25 protein-coding genes are annotated in these 24,388 nt (G+C 71.7%); 14 read left to right on the forward strand and 11 right to left on the reverse strand.

The genetic code is table 11. The annotated features are described in order from the left end of the window. The first annotated feature begins 60 nt into the window (after positions 1–60). Complete coding sequence (locus AC067Z_RS29190) at positions 61–2,067, forward strand: GTP-binding protein (protein WP_478792622.1); 2,007 nt, start codon at positions 61–63, stop codon at positions 2,065–2,067. A 36-nt stretch (positions 2,068–2,103) separates the two neighbouring features. On the opposite strand, the gene AC067Z_RS29195 is transcribed toward AC067Z_RS29190, so the two are convergent. After that, a complete protein-coding gene (locus AC067Z_RS29195) occupies positions 2,104–3,771 on the reverse strand; it encodes an IclR family transcriptional regulator domain-containing protein (protein ID WP_478792623.1) in 1,668 nt (555 codons plus the stop codon). Between the two features lie 89 nt (positions 3,772–3,860). Next, positions 3,861–4,196 carry a YnfA family protein gene (locus AC067Z_RS29200; RefSeq protein WP_478792652.1) on the reverse strand — a complete coding sequence of 112 codons (336 nt, stop codon included), beginning with the start codon at positions 4,194–4,196 and terminating at the stop codon, positions 3,861–3,863. A gap of 215 nt (positions 4,197–4,411) precedes the next feature. On the opposite strand from AC067Z_RS29200, the gene AC067Z_RS29205 reads away from it, so the two are divergent. Beyond that, complete coding sequence (locus tag AC067Z_RS29205; RefSeq protein WP_478792624.1) at positions 4,412–5,020, forward strand: hypothetical protein; 609 nt, start codon at positions 4,412–4,414, stop codon at positions 5,018–5,020. A 10-nt stretch (positions 5,021–5,030) separates the two neighbouring features. Further along, a complete protein-coding gene (locus AC067Z_RS29210; RefSeq protein WP_478792625.1) occupies positions 5,031–5,804 on the forward strand; it encodes a fibronectin type III domain-containing protein in 774 nt (257 codons plus the stop codon). Here the strand turns inward: AC067Z_RS29210 and AC067Z_RS29215 are convergent. From AC067Z_RS29215 to AC067Z_RS29225, 3 genes are all read right to left on the reverse strand, one after another. Continuing rightward, entirely contained in the window at positions 5,784–6,086 is a 303-nt protein-coding gene (locus AC067Z_RS29215) for a hypothetical protein (RefSeq protein WP_478792626.1), read from the reverse strand. The genes AC067Z_RS29210 and AC067Z_RS29215 overlap by 21 nt on opposite strands. Positions 6,087–6,140: 54 nt before the next feature. After that, positions 6,141–7,022, reverse strand: a complete 882-nt coding sequence (locus AC067Z_RS29220) for a diacylglycerol/lipid kinase family protein (RefSeq protein WP_478792627.1) — start codon at positions 7,020–7,022, stop codon at positions 6,141–6,143. A gap of 75 nt (positions 7,023–7,097) precedes the next feature. Next, positions 7,098–8,693, reverse strand: a complete 1,596-nt coding sequence (locus tag AC067Z_RS29225) for an FAD-binding oxidoreductase (protein ID WP_478792628.1) — start codon at positions 8,691–8,693, stop codon at positions 7,098–7,100. 74 nt (positions 8,694–8,767) lie between these two features. Between AC067Z_RS29225 and AC067Z_RS29230 the strand changes: the two genes are divergently transcribed. From AC067Z_RS29230 to AC067Z_RS29250, 5 genes are all read left to right on the forward strand, one after another. Further along, the gene (locus AC067Z_RS29230) at positions 8,768–9,367 is read left to right on the forward strand and encodes a TetR/AcrR family transcriptional regulator (RefSeq protein WP_478792629.1); all 600 of its coding nucleotides are present in this window, start codon (positions 8,768–8,770) and stop codon (positions 9,365–9,367) included. Then, a complete protein-coding gene (locus AC067Z_RS29235) occupies positions 9,364–10,923 on the forward strand; it encodes a glycerol-3-phosphate dehydrogenase/oxidase (protein WP_478792630.1) in 1,560 nt (519 codons plus the stop codon). The genes AC067Z_RS29230 and AC067Z_RS29235 overlap by 4 nt, the downstream gene beginning before the upstream one ends. 119 nt (positions 10,924–11,042) lie before the next feature. Further along, positions 11,043–11,234, forward strand: coding sequence for a DUF6381 family protein (locus AC067Z_RS29240; RefSeq protein WP_478792631.1), 192 nt, complete (start codon positions 11,043–11,045; stop codon positions 11,232–11,234). A gap of 121 nt (positions 11,235–11,355) precedes the next feature. Continuing rightward, positions 11,356–11,772 carry a nuclear transport factor 2 family protein gene (locus tag AC067Z_RS29245; RefSeq protein ID WP_478792632.1) on the forward strand — a complete coding sequence of 139 codons (417 nt, stop codon included), beginning with the start codon at positions 11,356–11,358 and terminating at the stop codon, positions 11,770–11,772. Positions 11,773–11,905: 133 nt separating this feature from the next. Continuing rightward, positions 11,906–12,301 carry an SH3 domain-containing protein gene (locus AC067Z_RS29250; RefSeq protein ID WP_478792633.1) on the forward strand — a complete coding sequence of 132 codons (396 nt, stop codon included), beginning with the start codon at positions 11,906–11,908 and terminating at the stop codon, positions 12,299–12,301. Positions 12,302–12,369: 68 nt separating this feature from the next. On the opposite strand, the gene AC067Z_RS29255 is transcribed toward AC067Z_RS29250, so the two are convergent. The 3 genes from AC067Z_RS29255 to AC067Z_RS29265 all read right to left on the reverse strand — a co-directional run bounded on the left by AC067Z_RS29255 (position 12,370) and on the right by AC067Z_RS29265 (position 15,439). Further along, entirely contained in the window at positions 12,370–13,848 is a 1,479-nt protein-coding gene (locus tag AC067Z_RS29255) for a glutamate-cysteine ligase family protein (protein ID WP_478792634.1), read from the reverse strand. 190 nt (positions 13,849–14,038) lie between these two features. Beyond that, complete coding sequence (locus AC067Z_RS29260) at positions 14,039–14,866, reverse strand: alpha/beta fold hydrolase (RefSeq protein WP_478792635.1); 828 nt, start codon at positions 14,864–14,866, stop codon at positions 14,039–14,041. 45 nt (positions 14,867–14,911) lie between these two features. Continuing rightward, entirely contained in the window at positions 14,912–15,439 is a 528-nt protein-coding gene (locus AC067Z_RS29265) for a mycothiol transferase (RefSeq protein ID WP_478792636.1), read from the reverse strand. A gap of 169 nt (positions 15,440–15,608) precedes the next feature. Between AC067Z_RS29265 and AC067Z_RS29270 the strand changes: the two genes are divergently transcribed. The 5 genes from AC067Z_RS29270 to tgmB all read left to right on the forward strand — a co-directional run bounded on the left by AC067Z_RS29270 (position 15,609) and on the right by tgmB (position 19,114). Further along, positions 15,609–16,844 carry an MFS transporter gene (locus AC067Z_RS29270; RefSeq protein WP_478792637.1) on the forward strand — a complete coding sequence of 412 codons (1,236 nt, stop codon included), beginning with the start codon at positions 15,609–15,611 and terminating at the stop codon, positions 16,842–16,844. 32 nt (positions 16,845–16,876) lie between these two features. Further along, complete coding sequence (locus tag AC067Z_RS29275; RefSeq protein WP_410358790.1) at positions 16,877–17,086, forward strand: helix-turn-helix domain-containing protein; 210 nt, start codon at positions 16,877–16,879, stop codon at positions 17,084–17,086. Further along, positions 17,086–17,655, forward strand: coding sequence for a Clp protease N-terminal domain-containing protein (locus tag AC067Z_RS29280; protein WP_478792638.1), 570 nt, complete (start codon positions 17,086–17,088; stop codon positions 17,653–17,655). Before AC067Z_RS29275 ends, AC067Z_RS29280 begins: the two co-directional genes overlap by 1 nt. Before the next feature lie 323 nt (positions 17,656–17,978). Further along, complete coding sequence (gene tgmA / locus AC067Z_RS29285; protein ID WP_478792639.1) at positions 17,979–18,170, forward strand: putative ATP-grasp-modified RiPP; 192 nt, start codon at positions 17,979–17,981, stop codon at positions 18,168–18,170. 14 nt (positions 18,171–18,184) lie between these two features. Beyond that, positions 18,185–19,114 (forward strand): ATP-grasp ribosomal peptide maturase, encoded by a 930-nt coding sequence (tgmB, locus tag AC067Z_RS29290; protein WP_478792640.1) that lies wholly within the window; start codon positions 18,185–18,187, stop codon positions 19,112–19,114. A gap of 40 nt (positions 19,115–19,154) precedes the next feature. Here tgmB and AC067Z_RS29295 read toward each other — a convergent pair whose 3' ends face one another. Together AC067Z_RS29295 and AC067Z_RS29300 are read right to left on the reverse strand one after the other, a co-directional pair. Beyond that, positions 19,155–19,550, reverse strand: coding sequence for a DnaJ family domain-containing protein (locus AC067Z_RS29295; protein ID WP_478792641.1), 396 nt, complete (start codon positions 19,548–19,550; stop codon positions 19,155–19,157). 105 nt (positions 19,551–19,655) lie between these two features. Further along, on the reverse strand, positions 19,656–21,734 hold the full coding sequence (locus AC067Z_RS29300; RefSeq protein WP_478792642.1) for a neutral/alkaline ceramidase: 2,079 nt from the start codon (positions 21,732–21,734) through the stop codon (positions 19,656–19,658). A gap of 212 nt (positions 21,735–21,946) precedes the next feature. Here AC067Z_RS29300 and AC067Z_RS29305 point away from each other — a divergent pair, with 212 nt between their 5' ends. After that, positions 21,947–23,026 (forward strand): AraC family transcriptional regulator, encoded by a 1,080-nt coding sequence (locus AC067Z_RS29305; RefSeq protein ID WP_478792643.1) that lies wholly within the window; start codon positions 21,947–21,949, stop codon positions 23,024–23,026. Positions 23,027–23,083: 57 nt separating this feature from the next. Here the strand turns inward: AC067Z_RS29305 and AC067Z_RS29310 are convergent, their stop codons facing one another. Further along, positions 23,084–24,352 carry an LPXTG cell wall anchor domain-containing protein gene (locus AC067Z_RS29310; protein ID WP_478792644.1) on the reverse strand — a complete coding sequence of 423 codons (1,269 nt, stop codon included), beginning with the start codon at positions 24,350–24,352 and terminating at the stop codon, positions 23,084–23,086. Between the last annotated feature and the right edge of the window lie 36 nt (positions 24,353–24,388).

Below are 24,388 nucleotides of genomic sequence, written 5' to 3' on the forward strand. Positions count from 1 at the left end.
GCGGATCTCTCATGTCCCCCCAGGAAGGAAACGCCCCCCATCTCGAGGACATGACACTTCGTGCACACGCTGAACCTCGGAATCCTGGCGCATGTTGACGCCGGAAAGACAAGCCTGACCGAGCGGCTGCTGCACGCCGCCCACGTCATCGACGAGCTCGGCAGCGTCGATGACGGCAGCACCCGCACCGACTCCCTGGAGCTGGAACGGCTGCGCGGTATCACCATCAAGGCCGCCGTCGCCTCCTTCGACGTCGACGACGTCACCGTCAATCTGATCGACACCCCTGGGCACCCCGACTTCATCGCCGAGGTAGAACGCGCCCTCGGTGTACTCGACGGCGCGGTGCTCGTCGTCTCCGCTGTCGAAGGCGTACAGGCGCAGACCCGCGTGCTGATGCGCACCCTGAAGCGGCTGCGGATCCCCACGATCGTCTTCGTCAACAAGATCGACCGCAGCGGTGCCCGGCACGGAGAGCTGCTGCGCGTCATCCGCGAGAAGCTGACCCCCGCCGCGATCAGCATGAGCACCACCGCTCACCTCGGCACCCGCGACGCGCTGAGCAAGCCCCGCGCCGACGCCGGCTTCCGTGGCGAACTGACCGCGCTCCTCGCAGAACACGACGACGCCCTGCTCGCCGCGTACGTCGACGGCAGCGACGAACTCCCGTGGTCCCGGCTGCGCGGCGCACTCGCCGCCCAGACCCGGCAGGCGCTGGTGCACCCCGTCTTCTTCGGCTCGGCGATCACCGGTGCGGGCGTCGACGCGCTCACCGCCGCCCTCACCGAACTCCTGCCCACCGCGCAGGGTGACCCGGACGGCCCTGTCTCGGGCACGGTGTTCAAGGTCGAACGAGGGGCCGCCGGCGAGAAGATCGCCCTTGTCCGCATGTTCTCCGGGACCGTACGCGTCCGCGACCGGCTGTCCCTCGCAGGTGGTGAGGCGCCGGAGAAGGTCACCGCGATCAGCGTGTCGGAGCGCGGTGCCGACATGCCCCGGGAGGCCGTGTCGGCCGGGCAGATCGGCAGGATCCGCGGACTCGGCGCCGTCCGGATCGGAGACGCGATCGGCTCACCCGGTCCGGCGGGCGGGGAAGGACACCACTTCGCCCCGCCCAGCCTGGAGACCGTCGTCGTCGCCGACCGCGCCGGCGACCGCGGTGCGCTGCACGCCGCACTGACCCAACTCGCCGAGCAGGACCCGCTGATCGACCTGCGCCAAGACGATCTGCGGCAGGAGACCTCCGTGTCGTTGTACGGAGAGGTGCAGAAGGAGGTCATCCAGGCCACTCTCGCCGGTGACTACGGCATCGCCGTCACGTTTCGTGAGACGACGACGATTCATGTCGAAAGGCCGGTCGGCAGCGGCTCGGCCGCCGAGTTCCTCCACGTCGACCCCAATCCGTTCCTCGCGACCGTCGGCCTGCGGGTCGATCCCGCGCCGGTCGACTCGGGGGTGGACTTCCGGCTGGAGGTCGAACTGGGCTCGATGCCCTACGCGTTCATCAAGGCCGTCGAGGAGACCGTGCACGAGACGCTGCGGCAGGGGCTCCACGGGTGGCAGGTCACCGACTGCGTCGTCACCATGACGCACTCCGGATACGCCGCCCGCCAGAGCCACGCCCATGCCGTCTTCGACAAGAGCATGTCGAGCACGGCCGGTGACTTCCGCAACCTGACGCCGCTGGTGCTGATGAGCGCACTGCGCGAGGCGGGCACGCAGGTGCACGAACCCGTGCACCGCTTCCGGCTGGAGATCCCCGCCGAACAGTTCGGGGTGGTGCTGCCCATGCTCACCCGGCACCGCGCCGTCCCGGGGACCTCGGAACTGCGGGGCTCCTCGTACGTGATCGACGGCGTGCTGCCCGCAGACTCGGTACACGCGGTGGAACGCAGGCTGCCGCCGCTGACCAGCGGGGAGGGCATGCTGGAGAGTGCCTTCGACCACTACCGTCCGGTGCAGGGCCCGGTCCCCTCGCGCCCGCGGTGGGACCACGATCCGCTGGACCGCCGCAGGTATCTGCTGCGTGTGGTGCGGCGGACCGGAGGGCGGGGTGAACAGACCTGACGTGAGGTGCCGTAGCCGGCGCGGGCGGGCGGCGCGTCAGGCGATACGGATACGGGCGAACCGCCCTGCGACGTGCAGGTCCGCCTCGATCAGCCCGGCCGTCGCGCGCAGCTGCGGCAGGACCTCGTCGATGCATTCCCGGGTGCTGCGGCGGCTGCTGTGCATGGCGACGTTGACGGCCGCGACGGTGGCACCCGTGCGGTCCCGGACGGGAACGGCGACAGATCGCAGCCCGTACTCGAGCTCCTCGTCGACGAGCGCGTAACCCTGCTCCCGGACCTGATCGAGGATTCGAGAGAGCTCGCCGACTCCGGTGACGGTGCGGGAGGTGAGCGGGCGCAACCGAGTACCGGCGAGCCGTTCGGCGAGTTCCGCGGCGGGCACGCCGGCCAGCAGCACCCGGCCCATGGAGGTCGCGTAGGCGGGGAACCGGGTGCCGACGGTGATCCGCACGGTCATGATGCGGCTCGTCGCGGCGCGCGCCGTGTACTGGATCTCTCCTCCGGTGAGCACGGCGAGCGACGCGGAGTCGTGCACCCGGCCCGCGAGTGCGACGAGATGCGGCTGCGCGATCTGGGGCAGCGTCGTGTGCGAGAGAGGGGGGAAACCGAGGGACAGTACGCGTGGGGTGAGCCGGAAGGCGCGCTCGTGGGAGTCGATGAACCCCAGATGTTCCAGGGTGATCAGGGCACGCCGGGCCGTGGCGCGGGCGAGCCCGGTCGCCTCGGCGACGGCGCTGAGTGTCAGGGTGTCGCGGCCCTCGCCGAAGGAGGTCAGCACGGTCAGACCGCGGGCCAGCGACTCCACGAACTCGCCGCCCAGTTCCTGCTTCGACGCACCGGTCCAGGCGGCGAGCCCCACCGGCGCGGCGGCAGGGGCCGGCCGGGGCGCGCCGCGCAGGGTGCGCTCCATGGCGGTCACCGTCTCCAGCAGCCGCGGCAGCATGGTCTCCCGGAGCGAGCCCGCGCTGTGCCGACTCGTGTGACTGACCACGCTCACGGCGCAGACGGGCCGTCCCGCCGTGTCGCGGACGGGCACGGCGAGCGCGATCAGGCCGGGCTCGATCAGCTGGTTGTCGACGGACCAGCCCCGTTCGCCGGCCCGGCGGGTCCGGTCCTCGAACTCCTTCTCGTCCGGATGTCCGCGGGGCGGCACGGCGGGAAAACCGGCCCCAGCGGGGTCGGCGGCCTGCCGCCGGCGCCACCGCTCCCACTGCGCCTCGTCCCACTCGGCTGCGAACAGCGGGCCGGGGGCGGTGCGTTCGGCGGGCAGCAGGTCGCCGATACGGAAGCTGAGAGACATGGCGCGGCGTCGGGTCGCCTGGTGGATGAAGCGGACGCCGTCGCCGTCGGGCACCGCGAGCGACACCGACTCGTCGAGGACGTCGGCCAGGGCATCGGCGTGCGTGCCGAGCAGCCCGGGCAGTCGGATGGCGGCGAGATAGGCGTTGCCCAGCTCCATCAGCCGTGGAGCGAGCGTGACATCGCGCCCGTCGAGGCGGACGTACCCCATGCGCGCCAGCGTGGCGCAGATGCGGTCGACGGTGGAGCGGGCGAGGCCCGTGGCGCGTTCGAGGTCGCCGAGGCCGAGGGTTCCGCCGGCGTCGGTGAGCGTGCGCAGCACGGCGATGCCCCGCATCAGCGGGGTGACGGCTTCGTCCGGCACCGGTGCGCCGGGCGCCGTCGGGGTGTGGGTCGGTGGCATCGGCTCTCCGTGGCGGATCTTGTGGGACACCGTAGTGAACGCGTTCCGACGTGCACGAGCAGCCGCGCGGAGAGGGTGCCCGCCCGGAGTCAGTGGGTGCGGGGCGAGTACATGATGACGGCCATCCCCGCGAGGCAGACGAGTGCGCCGATCACGTCGAAACGGTCGGGCCGGTAGCCGTCGGCGACCATGCCCCAGGCGAGGGAACCGGCGACGAACACCCCGCCGTAGGCAGCCAGGATGCGCCCGAAGTTGTCGTCGCTCTGGAACGTGGCGACGACTCCGTACAGCCCGAGCGCGGCCACACCTGCGCCGACCCAGATCCAGCCGCGGTGTTCCCGGAGCCCCTGCCACACCAGCCAGGCGCCCCCGATCTCGAGGAGGGCGGCAACGGCGAACAGGGCGATGGAGCGGGCGACGAGCACGGGGCCGGGTCTTTCCACGGGGGCGGGTTTCCTCATCCTAGGGCGGCGGTCCGGTCGGGCACGCGACGTCTGCAGCCCGGTCCCCGCGTATCTCCCGCCTCTTGACGGCCACTTGGTCCAGTCCTATGGTCAACGCCACTCCCTCTTCATCATTCAGATCGATGTTCACTCACCTGAACATCGTCTGGGTCCCCCACATGCAAGGGAAGTGAGACATGGTCAGCACGTCCACGTACCTTCGCCCGCTCCCTCTCCTCGCGCTGCTCGGCGCCTCGCTACTGACCGCCCCGCCCGCCGCGGCCGAGGTGGAACCGGGTGGATGGACCTCCGTCTCGCCCACGTTCAGCGAACAGGAACGCGGCTGCGGCCGGATCGACGGTCTGACGTTCGGCCTCACCTGCTCCACCGCGAGCGGGGACCAGCGGGCCGAGCGCCGGTACGCCACCTACACCGGCGGTACCCGTCAGTTCGAGGGCCACTTCCGGATCAGCTCGCTCAGCGGCACCCGTATCAGCCTCAAGCAGACCTTCCACGAGTCCGGCTCCGGGCCCTTCTTCATGCTCGCCGTCGAGCGCGGCGGCCGCCTCTACGCCGTCCACGGCGGGGACACGCTCTCCGGCGCCGGCACGGTCGGTGCCACCGTGCGTGTCAACACCGTGCACCAGGTGGGCAGTTCACACCGCACCTACATCAACGGATCGCTCAAGCACACGTACTCCAGCCCCGGAGGCAGCTTCTACGACAAGTTCGGCGCCTACCGGACCAACAGCGGCAACGGGCCTGCCACCGTGGTCTGGAGCGGCGTCCGCTTCTGGCGCAAGTAGGGGCGGCCAGGTGACCCGTACGCGCAGGGCCGCCGCCTCGGCCGCGCTCGTCGTCGCCCTGGCCGGCTGCTCGGCGGCCGCTCCGTCGCCTGCGACGGAGCGGCCCGCCCGAGCGGCCACGGGGTCCCCGGGCGGCGGCGCCCCCGTCCTGCGCGCCGCCATGGCCTCGCCGACGGATATCGATCTGAGCTGGAGCGGCGGCAGCCCCGAGGCCGACGGGCACGTCCTGGAGTTCGCGACCGAGGGGGCCGGTCCGTACACCGTCCTGCAGTACCTCCCGCGCGGCGTCACGTCCTACCGGCACCCGGATCTGATGCCGAGGACCCGGTTCGTCTACCGGCTGCGCGCCTACAGCGGCCCGGCCTCGCCCGTCGTCGACGTCGACCTGCCGCCGGGCGGCATGACGGCCCAGGACGAGGAGTCGAGCCACGACTGGCTGCCGCCACGGACCGAGCGGAGCCGGACTGCGCCCGGCCGGCACGCACTGGGCGAGGCGGCGGCAGCTCCTGCCGGGCTCCGCGCCACGGTCAGGCATGCGAACGGCATTCTCTTCACATGGACGGACCGTGCCGCGGACGAGGACGGTTTCCTGCTCGAGTCGCGCACCGCAGGAGCGGACACCTACACCCCGCTCGTCGTGCTCGACCCCGACATCAACGCCACCGGCCTGATCACCCTGCCCGCGGAGAAGCACGCCTCGTACCGGGTGCGGGCATTCGCCTACGGCGAGCGGTCCGCCGTCGTCGCCCTGACCACCGGGACGTCAGCCGCCGACCCCGGGTGACGCCTGCGGTACCGGCGGCACCGTCGCGGTCGTCGGCCCGCGCACCGCCGCGATCACGGCGTCGTGCAGATCGCGGCTCGCGGCCTCCGACGGGCACGGTGCCGGACTGCCCGACATCGTGAACCAGTCGGCCGCGCCGGTGTACTGCACCGTCACGGCCGCCTCGCCATCGACCCAGGTGGTGTGCACGGTGAGGTCGCCCGACACGACACCGACCTCTTCGGTGAGCACGCCGCCTTGGCCCGAGTACACACCGGGGGTGGTCCAGGATGCCCAGCTCATGCATCCAACGTCACACTGTTCCCGCTTGATCGCTACTGGCGGGACAGTACCGATTCAGAACAGGACGTCGAGCGCTCCCGGCTGCACCCGCACCGTCACCGGCAGCGTCGCGTCGACCTCGCCGTCCGCGCCGTACGGAACGGGGCGGTCCGCCTCGATGCGGATCTCCTTTCCGCGCAGGATCTCGACCTGCGGACGGTTCACATGGGCACCGGTCTTCAGCTCGTTCATCATCGTGAAGAACAGGCGCTTGGGAGCGTGCTGGATCACGACCACGTCCAGCACGCCGTCGTCGAGCCGGGCACCCGGGGCGATCTGCCTGCCGAAGCCGTAGTAACCCGAGTTGGCGGCCACCACGGTGTAACCGCGGCGCTCGTGCTCCACGCCGTCGATCGTGAGCCGGTACGTCGCGGGCCGCCAGCCCACCACCGCCCGCAGCCCGCCCGCGTAGTACGACGCCGCGCCCCGCAGCAGCCGTGAGGTGTTGGCGTACCGGTTGGCGACGGCGTCCACCCCCGCGTACACGCTGCCCAGCACGGACGTCCCCGCGTGCACGGCCGATTCGACCTCGATGGTGTCGACGGGCCGCGGCGTGCCGCTCAGCAGGATGTCCGCGCGTCCCTGCACGTCCGTGGGTATCCCCAGGGCGCGGGCGAAGTCGTTCCCGCGTCCCGCGGGGACGAGACCGAACACGGTGTCCGTGCCGCTGAGCGCGCCGCCGACGCAGCCGGCCATCCCGTCACCGCCGACGGCGAGCACGGTGTGACCCTGCGCGCCCGCTTCCCGCGCCAGCTCCCTGGCGTGGTCCAGGCTGCGGCTGTAGCGCGTCTCGAGCCGGGCCCCGGCATCGCGGAGCAGACGGGCCAGCGGCAGCAGCGCCGCCGTACCACTGGAACCGCCTGCGGTGGGGTTGACGACGGCGGTGAACTGTCGCATGGAATGCGCCTCCGGACGGGCAGGGTACGGGCAACGGGCGGGCGGTGGGTGGGAGAGGCGGGGGCGGCGGGCACGTCAGCGGACGGGGATCAGGACGCCGGGGCTCAGGACACCGGCCGGGTCGACCTCGGCCTTGACCGCCTGCAGCATACGGACCCCGACCGGGCCGATCTCCCGGGCGTACCAGTCGCGGTGGTCCGTGCCCACGCCGTGGTGGTGACTGATGGTGCCGCCGGCCGCGAGGATCGCGTCGTTCGCGGCGCGCTTCGCGGGCTCCCAGTGGGCGACCGGGTCGTCGCCCTGCGCCGAGACGACGGTGAAGTACAGCGAGGCGCCGTTCTCGTACACGTGCGAGATGTGGCACATCACCAGGGGAGGCGTCCCGGCCGCGGTCAGCGTCTCGGTGAGGGCCCCGCGCACCGCCGCGTACAGAGCCGGCACGGCGGACCAGAACGCGGCCGTCTCCAGCGTCTCGGCGAACGCACCCGCGTCCAGCAGCGCGTCGCGCAGATAGGGGGCGTTGTAGCGGCCGTGCTCCCAGCGTTCGCCGGGCTCCTCGCCGATGAGCTCGCCCCCGCAGGCGAGCAGGATCTCGCGGGCGCGTGCCCGCCGGTCGGCGGTGTCCTCGTCCGTACCCTCGTACCCGGTGATCGCCATGCAGCCCGCGTTCTGCGGGACGTCGGCGCTGCCGATCGCGTCCGGCTGCGCCAGTCCGATGAAGGTCTCCGTCTCGTCCGACAGACGCAGCACCGTGGGCCGCGGGCCGTCCTGCGCGAGCGTGCGCAACGCCGCCGCGCCCGCCTCGAAGGACGCGAAGCGCCAGCCCTCGTAGACCCGCTTCTGCGGCAGGGGGCGGACCCGCACGGTCACGGACGTGATCACGCCGAGCGCGCCCTCGGAGCCGAGTATCAGCTGGCGCAGATCGGGGCCCGCGGCCGAGCGGGGTGCGCGGCCGGACTCCAGGGTGCCCTCGGGGGTGGCCACGGTGAGGCCGAGGACCATCTCGTCGAAGCGGCCGTAGCCGGCCGATGCCTGCCCACTGGAGCGTGCCGCGGCGAAGCCGCCGACCGACGCCCACTCGAAGGACTGCGGGAAGTGACCGAGGGTCCAGCCCCGTTCGTTGAGCAGCGCCTCGCACTGGGGACCGCGGAGGCCCACCTGCACGGTCGCGGTGCGGGACACCTCGTCGAGCGAGACCAGGGCGTCCAGGCGGCGCAGGTCGAGCGCGACGAAGGGCCGCCTCCCCTCGGGCGCCAGACCGCCGACGACGGAGGTGCCGCCACCGAACGGTACGGCGGACAGACCGAGTCCGGCACATGCGCGCAGTACCGCCAGCACCTCGCCGTGGGCACCCGGCAGCAGGACGGCGGCAGGGATGTCGTCCACCTCTCCGGCGCGGATGCGCAGCAGGTCCGGCGTGGACTTGCCACGGGTGTGCCGTACCCGGCTCTCCGCGTCCGTGCGGATGTACGCGGCGCCGCCGACGCAGTCGGCCAGGACGTCGAGCGTGTCACCGGTGAGCGCCGTCTCGGGCACGGCGATGGCGTCGAGGGAGGCGGGGCCGCTCTCGCGGGGCGTCACGCCGAGCAGATCCCGCAGCAGGCCGGTCACCGTGCCGGGCAGCGGGGCCGCCTTGGCCGGGTCGCCCCAGCCGCTCCACAACATGTCCACGTCGGTCTTTCCTCACCGTCGGTTTCGCGGGGGTGCACCTGCCGCGCGGCCCGCACTGCATTACACTGTGACAGATGACGCCCATTCGTCACAACCAGTCGGACGCAGACGCCGTGCTCGACGCCGCACGCGACTGCGTCCTCGCCGTCGGCGTACGCCGCACCACCCTGACCGACGTAGCCCGCCGCGCCGGGGTGTCCCGAATGACGCTCTACCGCCGCTGGCCCGACGTGCGCACACTCGTCGGGGACCTGATGACCCGTGAGTGGATCGGCGTCGCCGTCTCCGCCATGCCCGATGTCGCACCGGGCACCCCCACCCGGGCGCGGATCGTCGACGGGCTCGTCACAGGCGCGGCCGCCTTCCGTGCCCACCCCCTCTTCCACAAGATCCTCGACGTCGACCCCGAACTGCTGCTGCCCTATGTCCTCGACCGCCGCGGCGCCAGCCAGGACGCGCTCCTCGGACTTCTCACCAGAGCGCTGAAGGAGGGCCACGAGGACGGATCCGTGCGCCGCGTCCACCTCGATCTGCAGGCCCGCTCCCTGCTGCTCGTCGTCCAGTCCTTCACGCTCTCGCTGCGCACGATGACCGACGAGGACGACCCCGAACTGACCGGCACCGCCTTCCTGGGCGAGCTGCGGACCCTGCTGGAGAGGACCCTCACCCCATGAACAGCCCGAGCAGCCCCGCCCCCGGGGCCTCGTCCCTCAACGCCGCGCGCCGACGCCGCGAACTGGCCGAACTCGCCGACGGCACCCAGGTCGACGTCCTGGTCGTCGGACTCGGCGCGACCGGCGCGGGCGCCGCGCTCGACGCCGCCTCCCGAGGCCTGACCGTCGCCGCCGTCGACGCCCACGACCTCGCCTTCGGCACCTCCCGCTGGAGCTCCAAACTCATCCACGGCGGACTGCGCTACCTCGCCACCGGCCAGCTCGACGTCGCCCACGAGAGCGCCGTCGAACGCGGCATCCTGATGGAGCGCACCGCCCCCCACCTGGTTCGTGCCCAGCCCTTCGTGCTCCCGCTGACGCCGCTCGTGTCCCGCGGACAGGCCGCCCTCGCCCGCGCCGGATTCCGGGCCGGCGACCTGCTGCGCGCCTCCGCCGGCACCTCGCGCGCCACCCTGCCCGCCCCCCGCACCCTGTCCGCCGTGGAGACCAGGCACATGGTGCCCGCCCTGCGGCCCACCGGACTGCGCGGCGGACTGCTGTCCTGGGACGGCCAGCTCACCGACGACGCCCGCCTCGTGACCGCCGTCGCCCGTACCGCGGCCGCCCACGGAGCCCGCATCCTCACCCGCGCCCGCGTGCTGACGCTCACCGGCACCGGCGCCCTTGTCCGCGACGAACTCACCGGCGAGGAACTGCACATCCGCGCCCGTGCCGTCATCAACGCCGCCGGGGTCTGGGCCGGCGGACTCGTCGACGACATCCGGCTGCGCCCCTCCCGCGGCACCCATCTCGTCCTGCGCTCCGAGGACCTGGGAGACCTCACCGCCGGGATGCACATCCCGATCCCCGGCGAGTCCAACCGCTTCGTCCTCGTCCTGCCCCAGGGCGACGGCCGCGTCTACGTCGGCCTCACCGACGAACCCGTCGACGGCAGCGTCCCCGACGTCCCCGAGGTGCCGGAGACCGACATCGGCTTCCTCCTCGACGTCCTCGGCTCCGCACTCGACGTGCGCATCGGCCGCGCCGACGTCGTCGGCGCCTTCGCCGGACTGCGCCCGCTCCTCGACACGGGCGACGGTCCCGGCCGCACCGCCGACATCTCCCGCAAGCACGCCGTGCTGACCTCGCCCGACGGGATCGTCACCGTCGTCGGCGGCAAGCTCACCACCTACCGGCGCATGGCCCAGGACGCCGTCGACGCGGTCGCCGCCGCCCGCGCACTCACCGCCGGCCCCTGCCGCACCGCTGCCCTTCCGCTCGTCGGCGCCGGCGCCCCCGCGGTACTCGGCCGGCTCGATGTGCCCCGCCGCCTCCTGCGCCGCTACGGCTCCGAGGCCCCGGCCATCCACGCCCTCGGCGTCGCCGACCCGGCCCTGGCACGACCCGTCGTACCCGGCCACCCCGTCACCGGCGCCGAGCTGATGTGGGCGGTGCGCCATGAAGGAGCACTCGACGAATCGGACGTCCTCGACCGCCGCACCCGCATAGGTCTGGTGCACGACGACCGCAGCGCCGCGCACGCGGCAGCCCGCGAGGCGCTTGCCCGCACCCCCTGACCGCGCCCGCCTCGGGATGCGGTCGGCGTCCTGACCGCGCCCCGCCTCGGGATGCGGTCGGCGTCGAGCCCTGTTTCGCTGGGGACGCATGCTCTGTTACCCAGATCAGAGGAGTGATCATGAGCGTCTCGGACGAGTCCCGCGGCCGGGTGCGGCAGATGCGGGAGAAGGCGAAGGAGCTCAGCGAGGCCGCCGAGCGCAGCAGCGATCCCAAGGAGCGCGAGCGGCTGAAGGACAAGGCCCGCAGGCTGCAGGCCCAGTCGGAGCAGGAGTCGGCCATGGGCGCCGGGGACATCTTCCCCAACGTCTGAGCCGGAACGGCACGGGGCCCGGGGCACGCACGGTGCCCCGGGCCCCGGCGCGTGTCACGGCCGGTCGCGCCGGCACACAATTCGCTTGCGCGCGGCAGCGCCGGGCGGTCGAGGATGGCCCATGGAGAACACGAGCAGACACGCCCGCGACGGACACGACGAGGACGCCGGCGTCGCGGCAGCGATCGCCGGTGAGCTGCAGCTCATGAACCCCACTGTTCGCAGTTCCCGTTCCCTCGCCCGCGAGCTGCTCGACCCCGCGTTCGTCGAGGTCGGCGCCTCGGGCCGGCGCTGGACGTACGAGGAGATGCTCGACGCGCTCCCCGACATGCAGGGCAGCACGCAGGACGGCCCCCGCTACGCACCCGCCCGGATGTCGGGGACCCTGCTCGCACCGGGCGTGGTGCACCTCACCTACGAGACCGTGATCGGCGGATCGCACGCGCGCCGCAGCTCGCTGTGGCGCAACCGCGACGACGGGGCCGGGTGGCGCCTGTACTACCACCAGGCCACTCCGGTTCCGGACGGGACGGTGTAGCCGACGCTGAGCACGGTTGACCCCTCGGGGCGAACGGTCCGCAGCGCTCCCGCATTTCTGCGCGTCGGTGCGCGTGCGCGCCTCTATGGTGCGCTCGTGGGGAGGGCGCCGATTCACTGACGGGAGATGTTCGATGCACAGGACCGCCATCCGATCCGGCCGGTCGTTCACGCACGCGTGGGCGACACAGGTCGCCGCCGCCGCCGTGCTCGCTGCTGGTGTGACCGTGTCCCTGGCGGCCCCTGCGCAGGCGGCTCCGCCCCCGAAGCCCTACGGCACCGTCGCCGCCGGCAGTGGTCTCAACGAGCGCGCGTATCCCAGCACCGACTCCATCGTGAAGGGCGGGCTGCGTCACGGCGCCCAAGTCGGACTGGTCTGCAAGGTCCGGGGCATGCAGATCGCGGGCAACGACGTGTGGTACCTGGTGCGAGGCAAGGCCGGCGCGTGGGTCCCCGCCAGGTACGTGACCGCCACCGGCGACGTGAAGTACTGCAAGGACGTACAGCGCGCGACGCCGCTGCCTTCCTGACAGCCGGCGGCATCACCCACGGCGGTGCCCGGCGGGCGGACCCGCCGGGCACCGCCGTGTTCCCGGGTTCAGTCGACGGGCCAGGTGTGCGCCGGTGCGTTGAGATGCATGTAGTCGATGTACTGCCGTGTCATCAGGCGCAGCGCCTCATGGTGGTCGACACGGCTGGTCCGGTCGATGTGGTGGTACATCTCCGCCTGCCACACCGCCCCGTTCCGGCCCGTGACGCAACGCTGCTCGATGATGCCGAGCAGCGGCTCCCGCCACGGCGCGTCCATCCCCGACGCCTCCAGCCCGCGGTGCGCGAGCGGCAGCAGCCGCCGCAACACCAGCTCGGCGACCGGGACTTCACCCATCCCCGGCCAGTACAGCCGGGCGTCGATGCCGTGCCGGGCAGCGGCGTGCAGATTGTCCTCGGCCGCCTGGAACGACATCCGCGACCACACCGGGCGCTCCTCGTCCACGAGGGCGCGGGTCAGCCCGTAGTAGAACGCGCCGTTGGCGAGGATGTCGGCAACCGTCGGCCCCGCGGGGAGCACCCGGTTCTCGATCCGCAGATGGGGTTTGCCGTGGTCCACGGCATAGATGGGGCGGTTCCACCGGTAGATCGTGCCGTTGTGCAGGGTCAGTTCGGCAAGCTCCGGCACGTCGCCGCCGTCCAGGGTCTCCTGCGGATCCTCCTCGTCGCACACCGGCAGCAGCGCCGGGAAGTAGCGCACGTTCTCCTCGAAGAGGTCGAAGACGCCGGTGATCCAGCGTTCGCCGAACCACACCCGGGGCCGCACCCCCTGCACCTTGATCTCCTCCGGGCGGGTGTCGGTGGCCTGCTCGAACAGCGGGATACGGGTCTCGCGCCACAGCTCCTTGCCGAACAGGAACGGGGAGTTCGCCGCCAGCGCGACCTGCACCCCGGCGATCGCCTGTGCGGCGTTCCAGTAGTCCGCGAACTGGTCCGGTGCCACCTGCAGATGGAACTGGGTGCTCGTGCACGCCGCCTCGGGCGTGATGGTGTCCGCGTACGTCCGCAGCCGGTCGACGCCGTCCACCTCGATCCGCAGATCCTCGCCGCGCGCCGCGAACACCTGCTCGTTCAGCAGCCGGTAGCGCGGGTCCCCGGACAGCGCCGCCTCACTCACGTCCCTGCGCCGCAGCGTCGGCAGGATCCCCACCATCGCCAGATGCGCGCCGACCTCGGAGGCCCGCTCCTCGGCATGGTTGAGGGCGTCGCGGATCTCCTGCTCCCAGGAGTCCGGACCGCCGGCCGTGAGCCTCCTGGGCAGGATGTTGATCTCCAGATTGAACCGGCCCAGCTCGCTCGACCACGCAGGATCGGCGATGGCCGCCAGCACGTCGGTGCTGCGCATCGCCGGTTCCCCGGCGTCGTCGACGAGGTTCAGCTCGATCTCCAGCCCCACCTGCGGCCGCTCGAACTCGAAGCGCGCCGCGCGCAGCATCTGCGCGAACGTGTCCAGGCAGGACTGCATCTTGTCTCGGTACCGGCGGCGGTCGTCACGGGTGAACACCACGGCCGGGACGTCACGTCCCATTGGTCCTCCCGAGATTGCCGGGCCGACATCCCCGTCTCAGCGTGCCACTCCCAGGCGGCCGCGACCAGCGAGGGAGACGGCGACCACCCAGGCGTGACGGGCCGTTGCGGAAGGTGACCGGCGGGCCAGGAGGGCCTGCGGAGGGGGCGGGTGACGAGAGGGTCCGGGGCGGGTGACGCCGACGGCCGGGTCAGGCCAGGAATCCCAGCAGCGCCGCGGTCAGCTCGGCCGGGGCGTCCTCCTGCACGAGGTGGCCGGCACCGGCGATCAGCTGCAGCCTCGCCCCGGGAATGCGGGCCGCGAGCTCCTTGCCCCGGACGGCCGGAATCCACTGGTCGTCCTCGCCCCAGCACACCAGGACCGGAACCGCGAGGGAACCGTAGAGTCCCTCGATCTCGTCGGTCCAGCGCTGATCGGCCTGTGCGATCTGCCGGTAGAACGCCGCCTGGCCCGCCTCGTCGCTCCACGGTCCGACCAGCCGGTCGAGGACGGCCGGGTGCAGTCCGGGTCCGCTCGCGGACGCCACGTACTCCCGCACCAGCGCACGGTGCAGGGCGCCGGGCAGCTGCTCGAAGACCGTGGCGTGCCCACCGACGAGCCGGAAGAACGGAGACCCCCAGGGGGCGAGGGCCACCGGATCGACGAGCGCGAGGCGGCGGTAGCGCCTGGCGTCCAGCAGATGCGCGCGCAGGGCGACGGCGCCACCGAAGTCGTGCGCCACGACCTGGGGTTCGTCGATGCCCCAGTGGTCGAGGAGCTCGGTGAACACCCGCCCCTGCGCCGCGAGCGAGACGTCCTGCCCGCTGAATTTCGCCGATGCCCCGTAACCCGGCATGTCCCAGACGAGGACCTGGTGGCCGGCGCCGGTGAGTGCGCGGGCGACGGCGCGCCAGACGTACGACGAGAACGGAGTCCCGTGCAGCAGGACCACGGGCGGGGCGGAGGGGTCGCCGAGCCGGTCCCAGCGCACCTCACCGGCCGAGCTGTCGAACGTCCGCGCCACGTGCCAGTCGGACACGGTGTCCACCTCTCACGCTGTCAGCAACCAACAACTCAATGCACCTTACGCCACACCGGTTTCACTGCGGCGCGCAAGACTTCCACGCACGAACGCGGCCTGCCCGGCGTGCTGCAGGTCGTCGGAGAGGACGCTGACCAGCCGGACGCCCAGCGTCACGGGTGGCGACCAGGAGGCGTCCACGACGCGGTCGAGGGCGGCGTCGTCGACGGTGGCCAGGAACGCCAGCGTCTCGTCGTGCACGGCGTCGTAGTAGCCGAGCAGCAGGTCGGCGGAGTCCACCCGCACGGCGGCGACATGCTTCGCGGTGTGGCCGTAGCCCGTCGCGGAGTCGGGAAAGGGCAGGGCGAACCTCTGTGACCACTTCCCTGCCGTCCACACCTGTTCCCGGCCCGCCACACCCGCCACGTGGTCGTCCTGAATTCGCGTCAGATGCCAGACGAGCCAGGCGATGGAGTTGGAGCCCCGTTCCGGCGAGGTGGCCAAGGTGTCGGCCGGCAGTCCCTCGACCGCCTCATGGACGACCTCGCGCACGCGTCCGAACGCATCTCCCAGCAGGTCGGCGGTGTTCATGGTCCTCCTCGGTCGACTGCCACCATCGTTCCCCGGCGCCCTCGTCGGCCGGAGGTCCGACACGCCCCGGCGACAGGGCCGTTGTCGTGCGAACCTACGCGGCTGCCTGCCCGGCTTTGGTGTCATCGGTGCCTGCGGCGGCCGCGGGTACCGCGGTTACGTTCACCCGATGTTTCGGACCTATCGCCCCGTCCTCGGCCTCACGGGCCCCTTGCTCCCCGCCGTGTCGTTTCTCGGCCGACTGCCCACGGCCATGTGCCAGTTCGGCAGTGTGCTGCTGGTCGCCGACACGAGCGGGAGTCTCGCCACGGCGGGGCTGGCGGGCGGCGCTCTCGCCGCGGGGCAGACCGTGGGCGGCCCGCTGATCGGCCGCGCCGCCGACCGCCGCGGTCAGCGGACGGTCGTCCTGATCGCCTCGCTCGCGAACGCCGCGGCGGTCGCCGCCCTCGTCCTCGCGGCGCTCGCGCATGCGGCAACGGGTGTGCTGATGCTGCTCGGTGTCCTCGCGGGTGCGACCGTGCCCCAGATCGGGCCTTTGGCCAGGACGCGCTCTGTCGCGCTCGCCCGGTCCGCCCGCGCCGACGACAGGCTGATCGCCTCGGTGCTCTCCTTCGAGGGCACTCTCGACGAGGTGTCCTTCGTCCTCGGACCTGCGCTCGTCGGCGTCGCCGCCGTGGTGGCGCACCCGGCCGCCGCGCTGCTGACCGCCTCGGTTCTTCTGGCCGTCTGCGGCACTGCGTTCGCCCTCCATCCCACCGCCCGGGGCGTGGCACCGGTCAAGGGCGGCGCGGGCTCCGCTCGCGTCGGACTGCCCGGCGCCGCGCACGCGCTGCGCGTCACGATGGTCCTCCAGGGCGCGATGTTCGGTGCCTCCCAGGCCGGCATCACCGCCCTCACCGAGGGCATCGGCCGGCCCGCGCAGGCCGGGCTCGTCTACGCGGCGATGGGCGTGATGAGCGCGGCGGTCGGGCTCGCCATGGCGGCGGTTCCGCAGCGCATCGGGCTCATGTCGCGCTGGCGCGCCGCGACGGCCGCCCTGGTCGTCCTGTCGCTGCCGCTGCTGTGGGTCGACTCGCTGGGGATGCTCTACGTCGTCGTGATCGTGCTGGGCATGGCGTACGCACCCCATCTGATCACCGTCTTCGGCCTCACCGAACGGCTGGTTCCGCCGGCGCGGCTGGCGGAGTCCATGGCCTTCCTGACGAGTGGCGTGGTGGGTGGGCAGGCGCTGGCCCTGGCGCTTTCCGGCCGGCTGGCCCAGTCGTACGGGCCGCCTGCGGCGTTCGCGGTGGCGGTCGGCGCGGCACTGCTCTGTGCCGGGTTGTCGTGGTCCGTGCGTCCACGTGCCGCGGCGTCCGGACCGCCTGTGGAGGAGGGCGCCCGCACGGTTGTCAATCAAGGTTGACATTGGCCTGGATGTCAACGTAGGTTGACATCATGACCGAAGCAACCGATCTCGCCGAGCGGGCGGGTGACCGGGATCCGAGGGTCGGGCTGCGCGCCGTCGCCGCACTGCGGCGGCTGCTCGAGCAACTGGAGGCCGTGCAGGTCCGCAGTGCCCGTAACCAGGGCTGGTCCTGGCAGGACATCGCGGCGGAGCTCGGCGTCAGCCGGCAGGCCGTCCACAAGAAGCACGGGAGGCAGTGATGTTCGAACGCTTCACCAAGGACGCACGCGCGGTGGTGACCGGTGCCGTCGCCTGCGCCGAGCGGGCGGACGCGCCGGACGTCACCGACGAGCACATGCTGCTTGCGCTCCTCGATCTGCGCGCCGGGCGCACCGAGTTCGCGTTCCGGGCTCTCGGTGTGACCGACCGGCGCGACGCCCTGGAGTCCGCACTTGCCGAGGCGCGGCGCCGCGGCGGGATGTCGAGGGCCGACGAGGAGGCCCTGGCGGACCTCGGTGTCGACGTCGCCGGGATCGTGGCCAGGGTGGAGGAGGTGCACGGCGCGGGAGCGCTCGCGCGCGGCCGAAGGCGCGGAAGGAAGTCCGGCCATCGTCCGTTCACCCGTGAGGCGAAGGCGGCGCTGGAGAACTCGCTGCGGATCGCCGTCGGCCGCCGTGACCGCGTGATCGGGGCGGAGCACATCCTGTTGGCGCTGACGTCCCGGCCGGGCGTGGTGTCGGAGGTGCTGGCTGACCACGGAGCGACGTACACGGCGGTCGAGCGCGCGATGTTCGGTGTCGCGAACGGCGGTGCGGCGCAGGCGGGTTGACAAAAGTGACGGCGGCCTCGCCGTCGAGTGGAGTGTGCATCGCATCTCACTCGGCGGCGGGGCTTTTCTGCTGCTCTGCTCCCTATTGTCGTGTCGTCTGCGTCACGTCATGGCCAGAACTTGAAACCCCTGAGATTCGCCAAGCGTCTGTCTGAATGGCTCCGGCGGGGTGTGTCATCGCCGGGCCGGTGGACAGATCCGACGCTTTTTCGGTGAACAACTTTCACATTGTCACTCTGCGTGTTGAGACTGTGACGTCTTCACCACGTACTGTCACAAGAGAAGCCCGGGCAGGCCCGCGCGGGCAGGGGAGGAACCAGCAGATGAAACCGTTCGCGTGGAACTACGCACGCCCCGCCGAGCCGGCCCCGGCCCTGGCCACCTACTCCTACGACTCCACGCTCCAGCTGAACGTCCTGCCGGACGGGCGCCCCGCCATCTCGGACCGGGCACTGCTCGCCGCCGCCGGGACGACAACGTCCAAGGCGGGCTCCGCGACCCACTTCGATGACTGAACGGACTGCGCGCCGTGACGGTGTTGGTGCTGACGTGCGAGGAGGACGTCACCGCAGACCTTGTGGTGGCGGAACTGCATGAACAAGGGGTGCCGCTGGTGCGGTTCGACCCCGCCGACCTGCCCGGTGAGGTCGCCATGTCCGCGGAATACGTACGGGGGGAGTTCCGCGGCTACCTGTCCACCGGTGGACGCGTGGCGAGCGTCGACGGGCTGCGCTCGATCTGGATCCGCAGGCCGGGCGAACCGGCGTCGCACGCGGAGGAGACCTCGGCATGGCTGTCCGACGAGAGCGGGCACGCCCTCTACGGGATGCTGGACTCCACGGCCGCCCGCTGGATGAACCACCCGAGCGCCGCCGCCCGGGCGCGCCGCAAGCCATGGCAGATGCGGGTCGCCCACCGCAGCGGCTTCGCGGTGCCCGCGACCCTCGTCACCACCTATCCGTCGATGGCCCGCCGGTTCGCGGAGCAGTACCGGCACGTCGTCGTGAAGTCGGTGTCCGGCAAGTCGCCCGGAGACCCGCCCATGGCGCTGCCCACGACGCTCGTGCCCCCCGACGCCGACTTCTCCGGCGTGGCCGCCGCCCCGACCATGCTGCAGCGCTACATCGCCAAACGCGCCGACATCCGGCTGACGAGTGTGGGGGAAACCCACTTCGCCGCACGGAAGGTCGCCGAAGCGGGCCAGGTGGACGGGCGGTTCGGGGAAACCGGCCACACCTGGGAGGCGGTCGAGGTGCCCCCACCCGTCGCCCGCGCCGTCGAGACGTACAAGAAGCACGCCGAACTCGCCTACGGCGCCTTCGACTTCGCCGAGGACTCGGCGGGAACCTGGTGGTTCCTCGAATGCAACCAGGGCGGCCAGTTCGGGTTCGTGGAGCTGGAGACCGGGCAGCCCATCGCACGGACCGTCGCTGCATGGCTCGGCGCCGAACACGCCTGAACTCGGGCAGTGCCGGGGCCTCGTACCCGCCTGCCGCCCCTCAGGCCCGGCCCAGCCGCCACTGCTCGACGACCGCGTCGGCGTCGTACGGCTTCAGCCCCAGCGGCGGACCGGGCGGCGGCCGACGGACGGCCGCCGCGATCTTCTCGTTGATCTCCGCGACGATGCGCCGCACCGCCGCCTCGGACGGCGCCCGAGCCGCCTTGTCCAACGCGTCCTCGGCCTCCTTGCGCAGCGCCAGGGCGGGCGGGAGGACGGAGAAGCCCTCGCGGTGCATCTTGCCCTTGATCCACCACATCTCGTCGTAGCTGCCGCTGTCCGGCAGCGGCTTCCCGAAGCCGGGCAGATCCCTGAACTCGCCACGCTCCGTGGCCTCGCGGATCTGCTTGTCGACCCACGACTCGAAACTCACTCCTGGCGGCTTGCGCTCGGTCATGCTCCCCAGCGTACTTCCGGCCCCACGCCCGCGTCCCGGCGCAGGGGAGGAGCTCCGGTCGGAACTGCCGGAGCCCCCCTTTTTTTGCACATCCTGCCCGGCGCGTCAGCCCACCGTGAACGGCTTTGTCGCCCCGCTGAACGCCGTCACTTTGCCGAACAGGCTCTTCGCGTCACCGTGGTGGACGATGCGGTACGTCCCCGCCGGTGTGCCCGGGGCGATCCTCCAGGTGATGACCGCCTTCGACGTGCCGGTCACTCCGTTGAGCCGCACCCAGCGATACGTGGTGTCCCAGTCCCCGTCGTCCAACTGGCGCACCCACCGGCCGTCGACCTGGCGCTGCACCTCGAGGAACGTACCGCCGCGATGCAGATCGTTCTTCGGGTGCCCGGTCACGAACTCCGCGGTCACCGTGGCGCCCGACGCGTACGACGCGGCCGGCTCACCGAGCACATCGCCGAACCCCTTGCCCGACGGCGGGTTGTCCATCACCACGCCGGTCTGCAGGGAGATCTGACCACCCGACAGATCGGGGGGCGTCGGACCGCGGTCGATCTGTGTGCCGTTCCTCAGCGACGCTGCCAGCGCGCTGAACTCCTGCTGGTACGCGGGCAGCGTGTACCTGCCGTAGAGCGTCGAACCGCCTTCGTACTGCTGGAGGTCGTACTCCTCGGGCGTCGTCACGTACTGGCTGTAGGCGTTCGCGTAGCCCTGCAGCAGTACGTTCTCCAGCGGCACACCCAGCTCCTGGGCCACCGACCGGCGGATCCGGAGACCGGACACGATCGTGAACTCGCCCGGACCGGCCACCAGATGGAACTGGCCGATCTTGACGATCTGTACCGGCAGGATCTTCGGAGTCGCCGGGACCACGGAGGAGATCAGCCCCGTGGGCACCAGATTCGCCTTCGGGTACTGGCAGCCCACCAGCCACTCCGGCGGGTCGACATGGAACGGCTCCAGCAGCTTGGCCACCGGGCTGTTCATGCCCTCCGTGAATCCCGGGATGGCCGGTCCGTCCTCGACACTGCCCGCGAGCGTCGACGCCCCCACCATCGCGGGGCAGGTGCGGTGCTCCTTGCCGTCCGGGGTGTACTTCCCGGCGACGGTCACCTCCTCCATGTTCACGAACCGCATCCGCGAGTCCACACTGCCGCTCACCGGAGTGCCGGCACCGTCGTAGATCTCCTGCGCCGTGGTGAACTGGCGGTCGCCGATGATCCGCGTGTTCTCGAACTCGTCCTCCGTCGGGCCCGAACCGGGCTTCAGATTCAGGTTCGGCGACATGTCGCCGGCGTTGGTGTTCGGGAAGGCGGCGACGAAGCCCTTCTGGTCCTCCAGATAGCGGACGCCCTTGTCGTCGTGCTCCCACTCGTACGAGGCGTAGCCCTTGTTGTCCGGGCTCAGCAGTGTGTTCTTGTTCGTCAGCGACGTGTTGTGGGTGGCGAACCAGCTGATCGCACCGATGTCGCTGCTGCCCTGCCGGAACCGGAGCACCGTCATGGCCGGGTCGATCGCGCCGGGGAACGCGGCCTTGTCCGACGCCGGATTGCGGTCGAAGGCGACCTTGGAGCGGTTGACGCTCGCGTTCGTCAACGTGCCCCTGCCCAGAGTGATCGTGCCGGGCTTCAGGTCCTCGTGGGCCTCGACGACCGATTCGACGATGCCGTCGACGATGGCCCGGTAGGTGTCCTTCTGGAACCCGAGCGACGCCAGGTTGTACGCCAGATGATGCGAGTGCCCGCCGGAACCGGCGTGCGTGTGGGTCGCCGACAGCAGCACGTTCTGCTCGGTGTACAGCGAGCCGTAGCGCTTCTTCAGCTCGGCGAGCACACCCTGCTGGACCGACTGGAAGATCATGCCGAGGTCGGCGTTGACGTAGGCGACCCGGCTGCCGCTGCTGCGGTCAGCCACGACGAACGCCCGGGAACGCTGCCGCTGATGGATGCCCGTCGCCTTCTGGTCGAAACTCGAGTAGCCCATCATGCCGACCTCGGCTGCCTCGCCGGTCACGTCGGAGATCCCGCGGCCGACGAGGTACGTCGTCGCCTCCGCCGTGGGGCCGGCCGCCGCGGGTGCCGCGCCGGCGGGCACGGCGCCAGGGACGGCCGCCAGGGTCACCGCGCCGAGCGATCCGGCGAGCAGCAGGGAGAGCGCCCTTGAGCGCGTTGTGGGGGACCGCATGCCTTCTCCCTCGTGAATGCAGTTCGTTACAGGTGTGACCGACGGTAACGGCGCGTGCGGGGCGGGGGAGAGGACTCAACCGGCCAGTAACGGGACTTCAGCGGCCACGGACCCGGTGAGGACCGGCCCAGGAACCGGACCACGAACCCGGTCACGAACCCTGTCCCCGGACGGCCGTGATCCCTACAGTGGCGGCCCGGAGGTGAGATCACATGACACGCCCGGTACAGCGGACCCGGACCGCCGCGGACCGCCGGTACGGATCGGCGACGATCACGCCCCACCTCCTGCGCTACCTCACCCTCGTCGCAGCCGAACGGGGCCACGACCTCGGCCCGGCTCTGCGCCGCGCCGGACTCAGCGCCGCCGCCCTCGACACGGTCGGCCAGCGCATCTCCTACCGCCAGGGCAGCTCCGTGATCAGGGAAGCGCTGCGGGACCTCGACGACCCCGCCCTCGGACTCGCCGTGGGCAGCAGGCAGCGGGTGACCGCCTGGGGCCTCGTCGGCCTCGGACTGCTCGCCAGCCCCACCCTCCAGGACGCGCTCGAACTCGGCGTCCGCCACCACGGTGTCACCGGCTCCATGCTCGACTACCGCGTCGAGGCCGTGTCCGGCGGCGCGGCGATCCTCGCCACCGCCCGCTACACCGACTCCGAACTGCGGGCATTCCTGCTGGAGGAGGCGTTCAGCAGCATCGTCGCGCTGATCCGCGACTCGGTCGACGACACCTTCGCACCGCAGGCCGTCGCCGTACGTCACCCCCGCCCGGCGTACGGAGCGGCCTACGAGGACTACTTCCGCTGTCCCGTCGTCTTCGAAGCCCCCGACGACCGGCTGGTGTTCGGCATCGGCCGACTGCGGCAGCCCGTGCCGAGCGCCGACCCCTACACCCTCGCGCAAGTGCTCCAGCTCCTCGACGCGGCACGCGCCCAGGGCCGCGAACGGCAGGACCTGGTCCAGGGTCTCGAGGTCTCCGTTGCGCTCAGCCTGCCGCACGTGCCCCCGCTCGCGCACCAGGCACTCGCCCGCGGCATGAGCGAGCGGACCCTGCGCCGCCGCCTCGCCGAACACGGCACCACCTACGAGTCGCTCGTCGACTCCGTACGCCTGGTACGCGCCGAGGAACTGATCACCACGAGCGACCTTCCGCTGCACAACATCGCCGGGCTGCTCGGCTTCAGCGACGCGCGGACGCTGCGCCGCGCGGTGACCCGGTGGTTCGGCACCAACCCCTCGGCGATGCGCAGCTCCCTGCCCGCCCGCACCCGTGCACGGCCGGGCATGCCTTAGGCCCTGTCCGGGCGATCAAAGATCGCCCGGACAGGGCCCAGTCGGCACTGAGCCTGGCTAGCTCCGGGCCCGCCTGCGGCGCATCACGAGAACGAGGCCGCCGCCCGCGGCCACCGCCGCGGCCGCCGCGCCCGCGAGCGGGAGGGCCGAATCGGAGCCGGTGGAGGCCAGGTCGCCGCCGGTCGCCGCCGTGCCGGTGCCACCCGTCGACGCCGTGGAGCCGGCGCCGCCGGTCGAGGACGAGCCCGCACCACCGGTCGACGAGGAGCCCGAACCACCCGTGGTGCCCGAACCACCCGAGGACGAGCCGCCGGAACCCCCGGTGGCCGAACCCGAACCGCCGCCGGTCGTGTTGCCCGCGGAGTTCTCGACCACGATCTCCGCCGTGTCGTTCGTCCGGTTCTTGTCGAACGGCCACGGCGCCGCGACGACCGTCGCCTTTCCGGTCGCGCCGGCCACGAACCTGTCGATCTTGACGCGGAAGTCGTAGGTCAGCTTGCGTTGCGGGTTGATCCAGGCGTCGGAGGGGCCGCAGACGTAGTGCCGGGGCTCCTTGAGGTCGCAGCGAGGCTGCGCCGACACCACCGTCGTACCGGCCGGGAAGCGGACGTCGACCCGTCCCACGGAGGTCTGCCGCTCGACCCATGCCGGGCCCGCATTGAGGAACGTCACTTCGGCGTCGACCGTCTGCCCCGCGCGGCCGCGGATCGTGGGCGCCTGGACACCGAAGTCGGCCGTGTTCGCCACGCTCACCTTCATCGAGGTGCCGGTGCGGCCGCTTCCTTCGACCGGGTCCGCATCCGGCTGCTCGACCAGTTCGAGCTCCGGTCCGTCGCCCGGCACCAGCGGGCCTTCCCAGTCGGGGTTGAAGGGGTCGTCGACGGAGAGCTCCGCACCGACCCCTTCGTACAGGGCGTTCTGCAGGGCGTCGACCTTCAGCGGCTGGGCGAGCGCGTACGTCCTGCCGGGCTCGATCGCCCGGTCGAACTTGCAGTGCACCCCGCTCCACGGCGGAGCCTCGTCGAACGAGGGCACGTCGTAGTACAGGCAGTTGGAGAATGTGCGTGCCCGGCCCAGTCCCTGGCTCATGGAGAAGGAGACCCAGACCTCGCCGAGCGCCTCGGTGCCCTTGTTCGTGAAGGTGACCGGCACGTCGAAGGCGGTGCCCGGCTTCACTCCGCTGGGCGCGGACAGCTTCCCGATGACCAGATCCTGTCCGGGACCGTCGGCGACAGCGGGCGCGGCACCCAGCGCGAGCAGGGAGACGGCGACGGCCGCGCCGGCGGTCCTGCGGAGCGTACGGCGGTCGGGGGTGAAGTCGGGCATGGAGGTCCCTAGGGAAGGCACGGCTGACGGACGGCG

It is taken from the genome of Streptomyces sp. NPDC043812, from assembly GCF_056436245.1.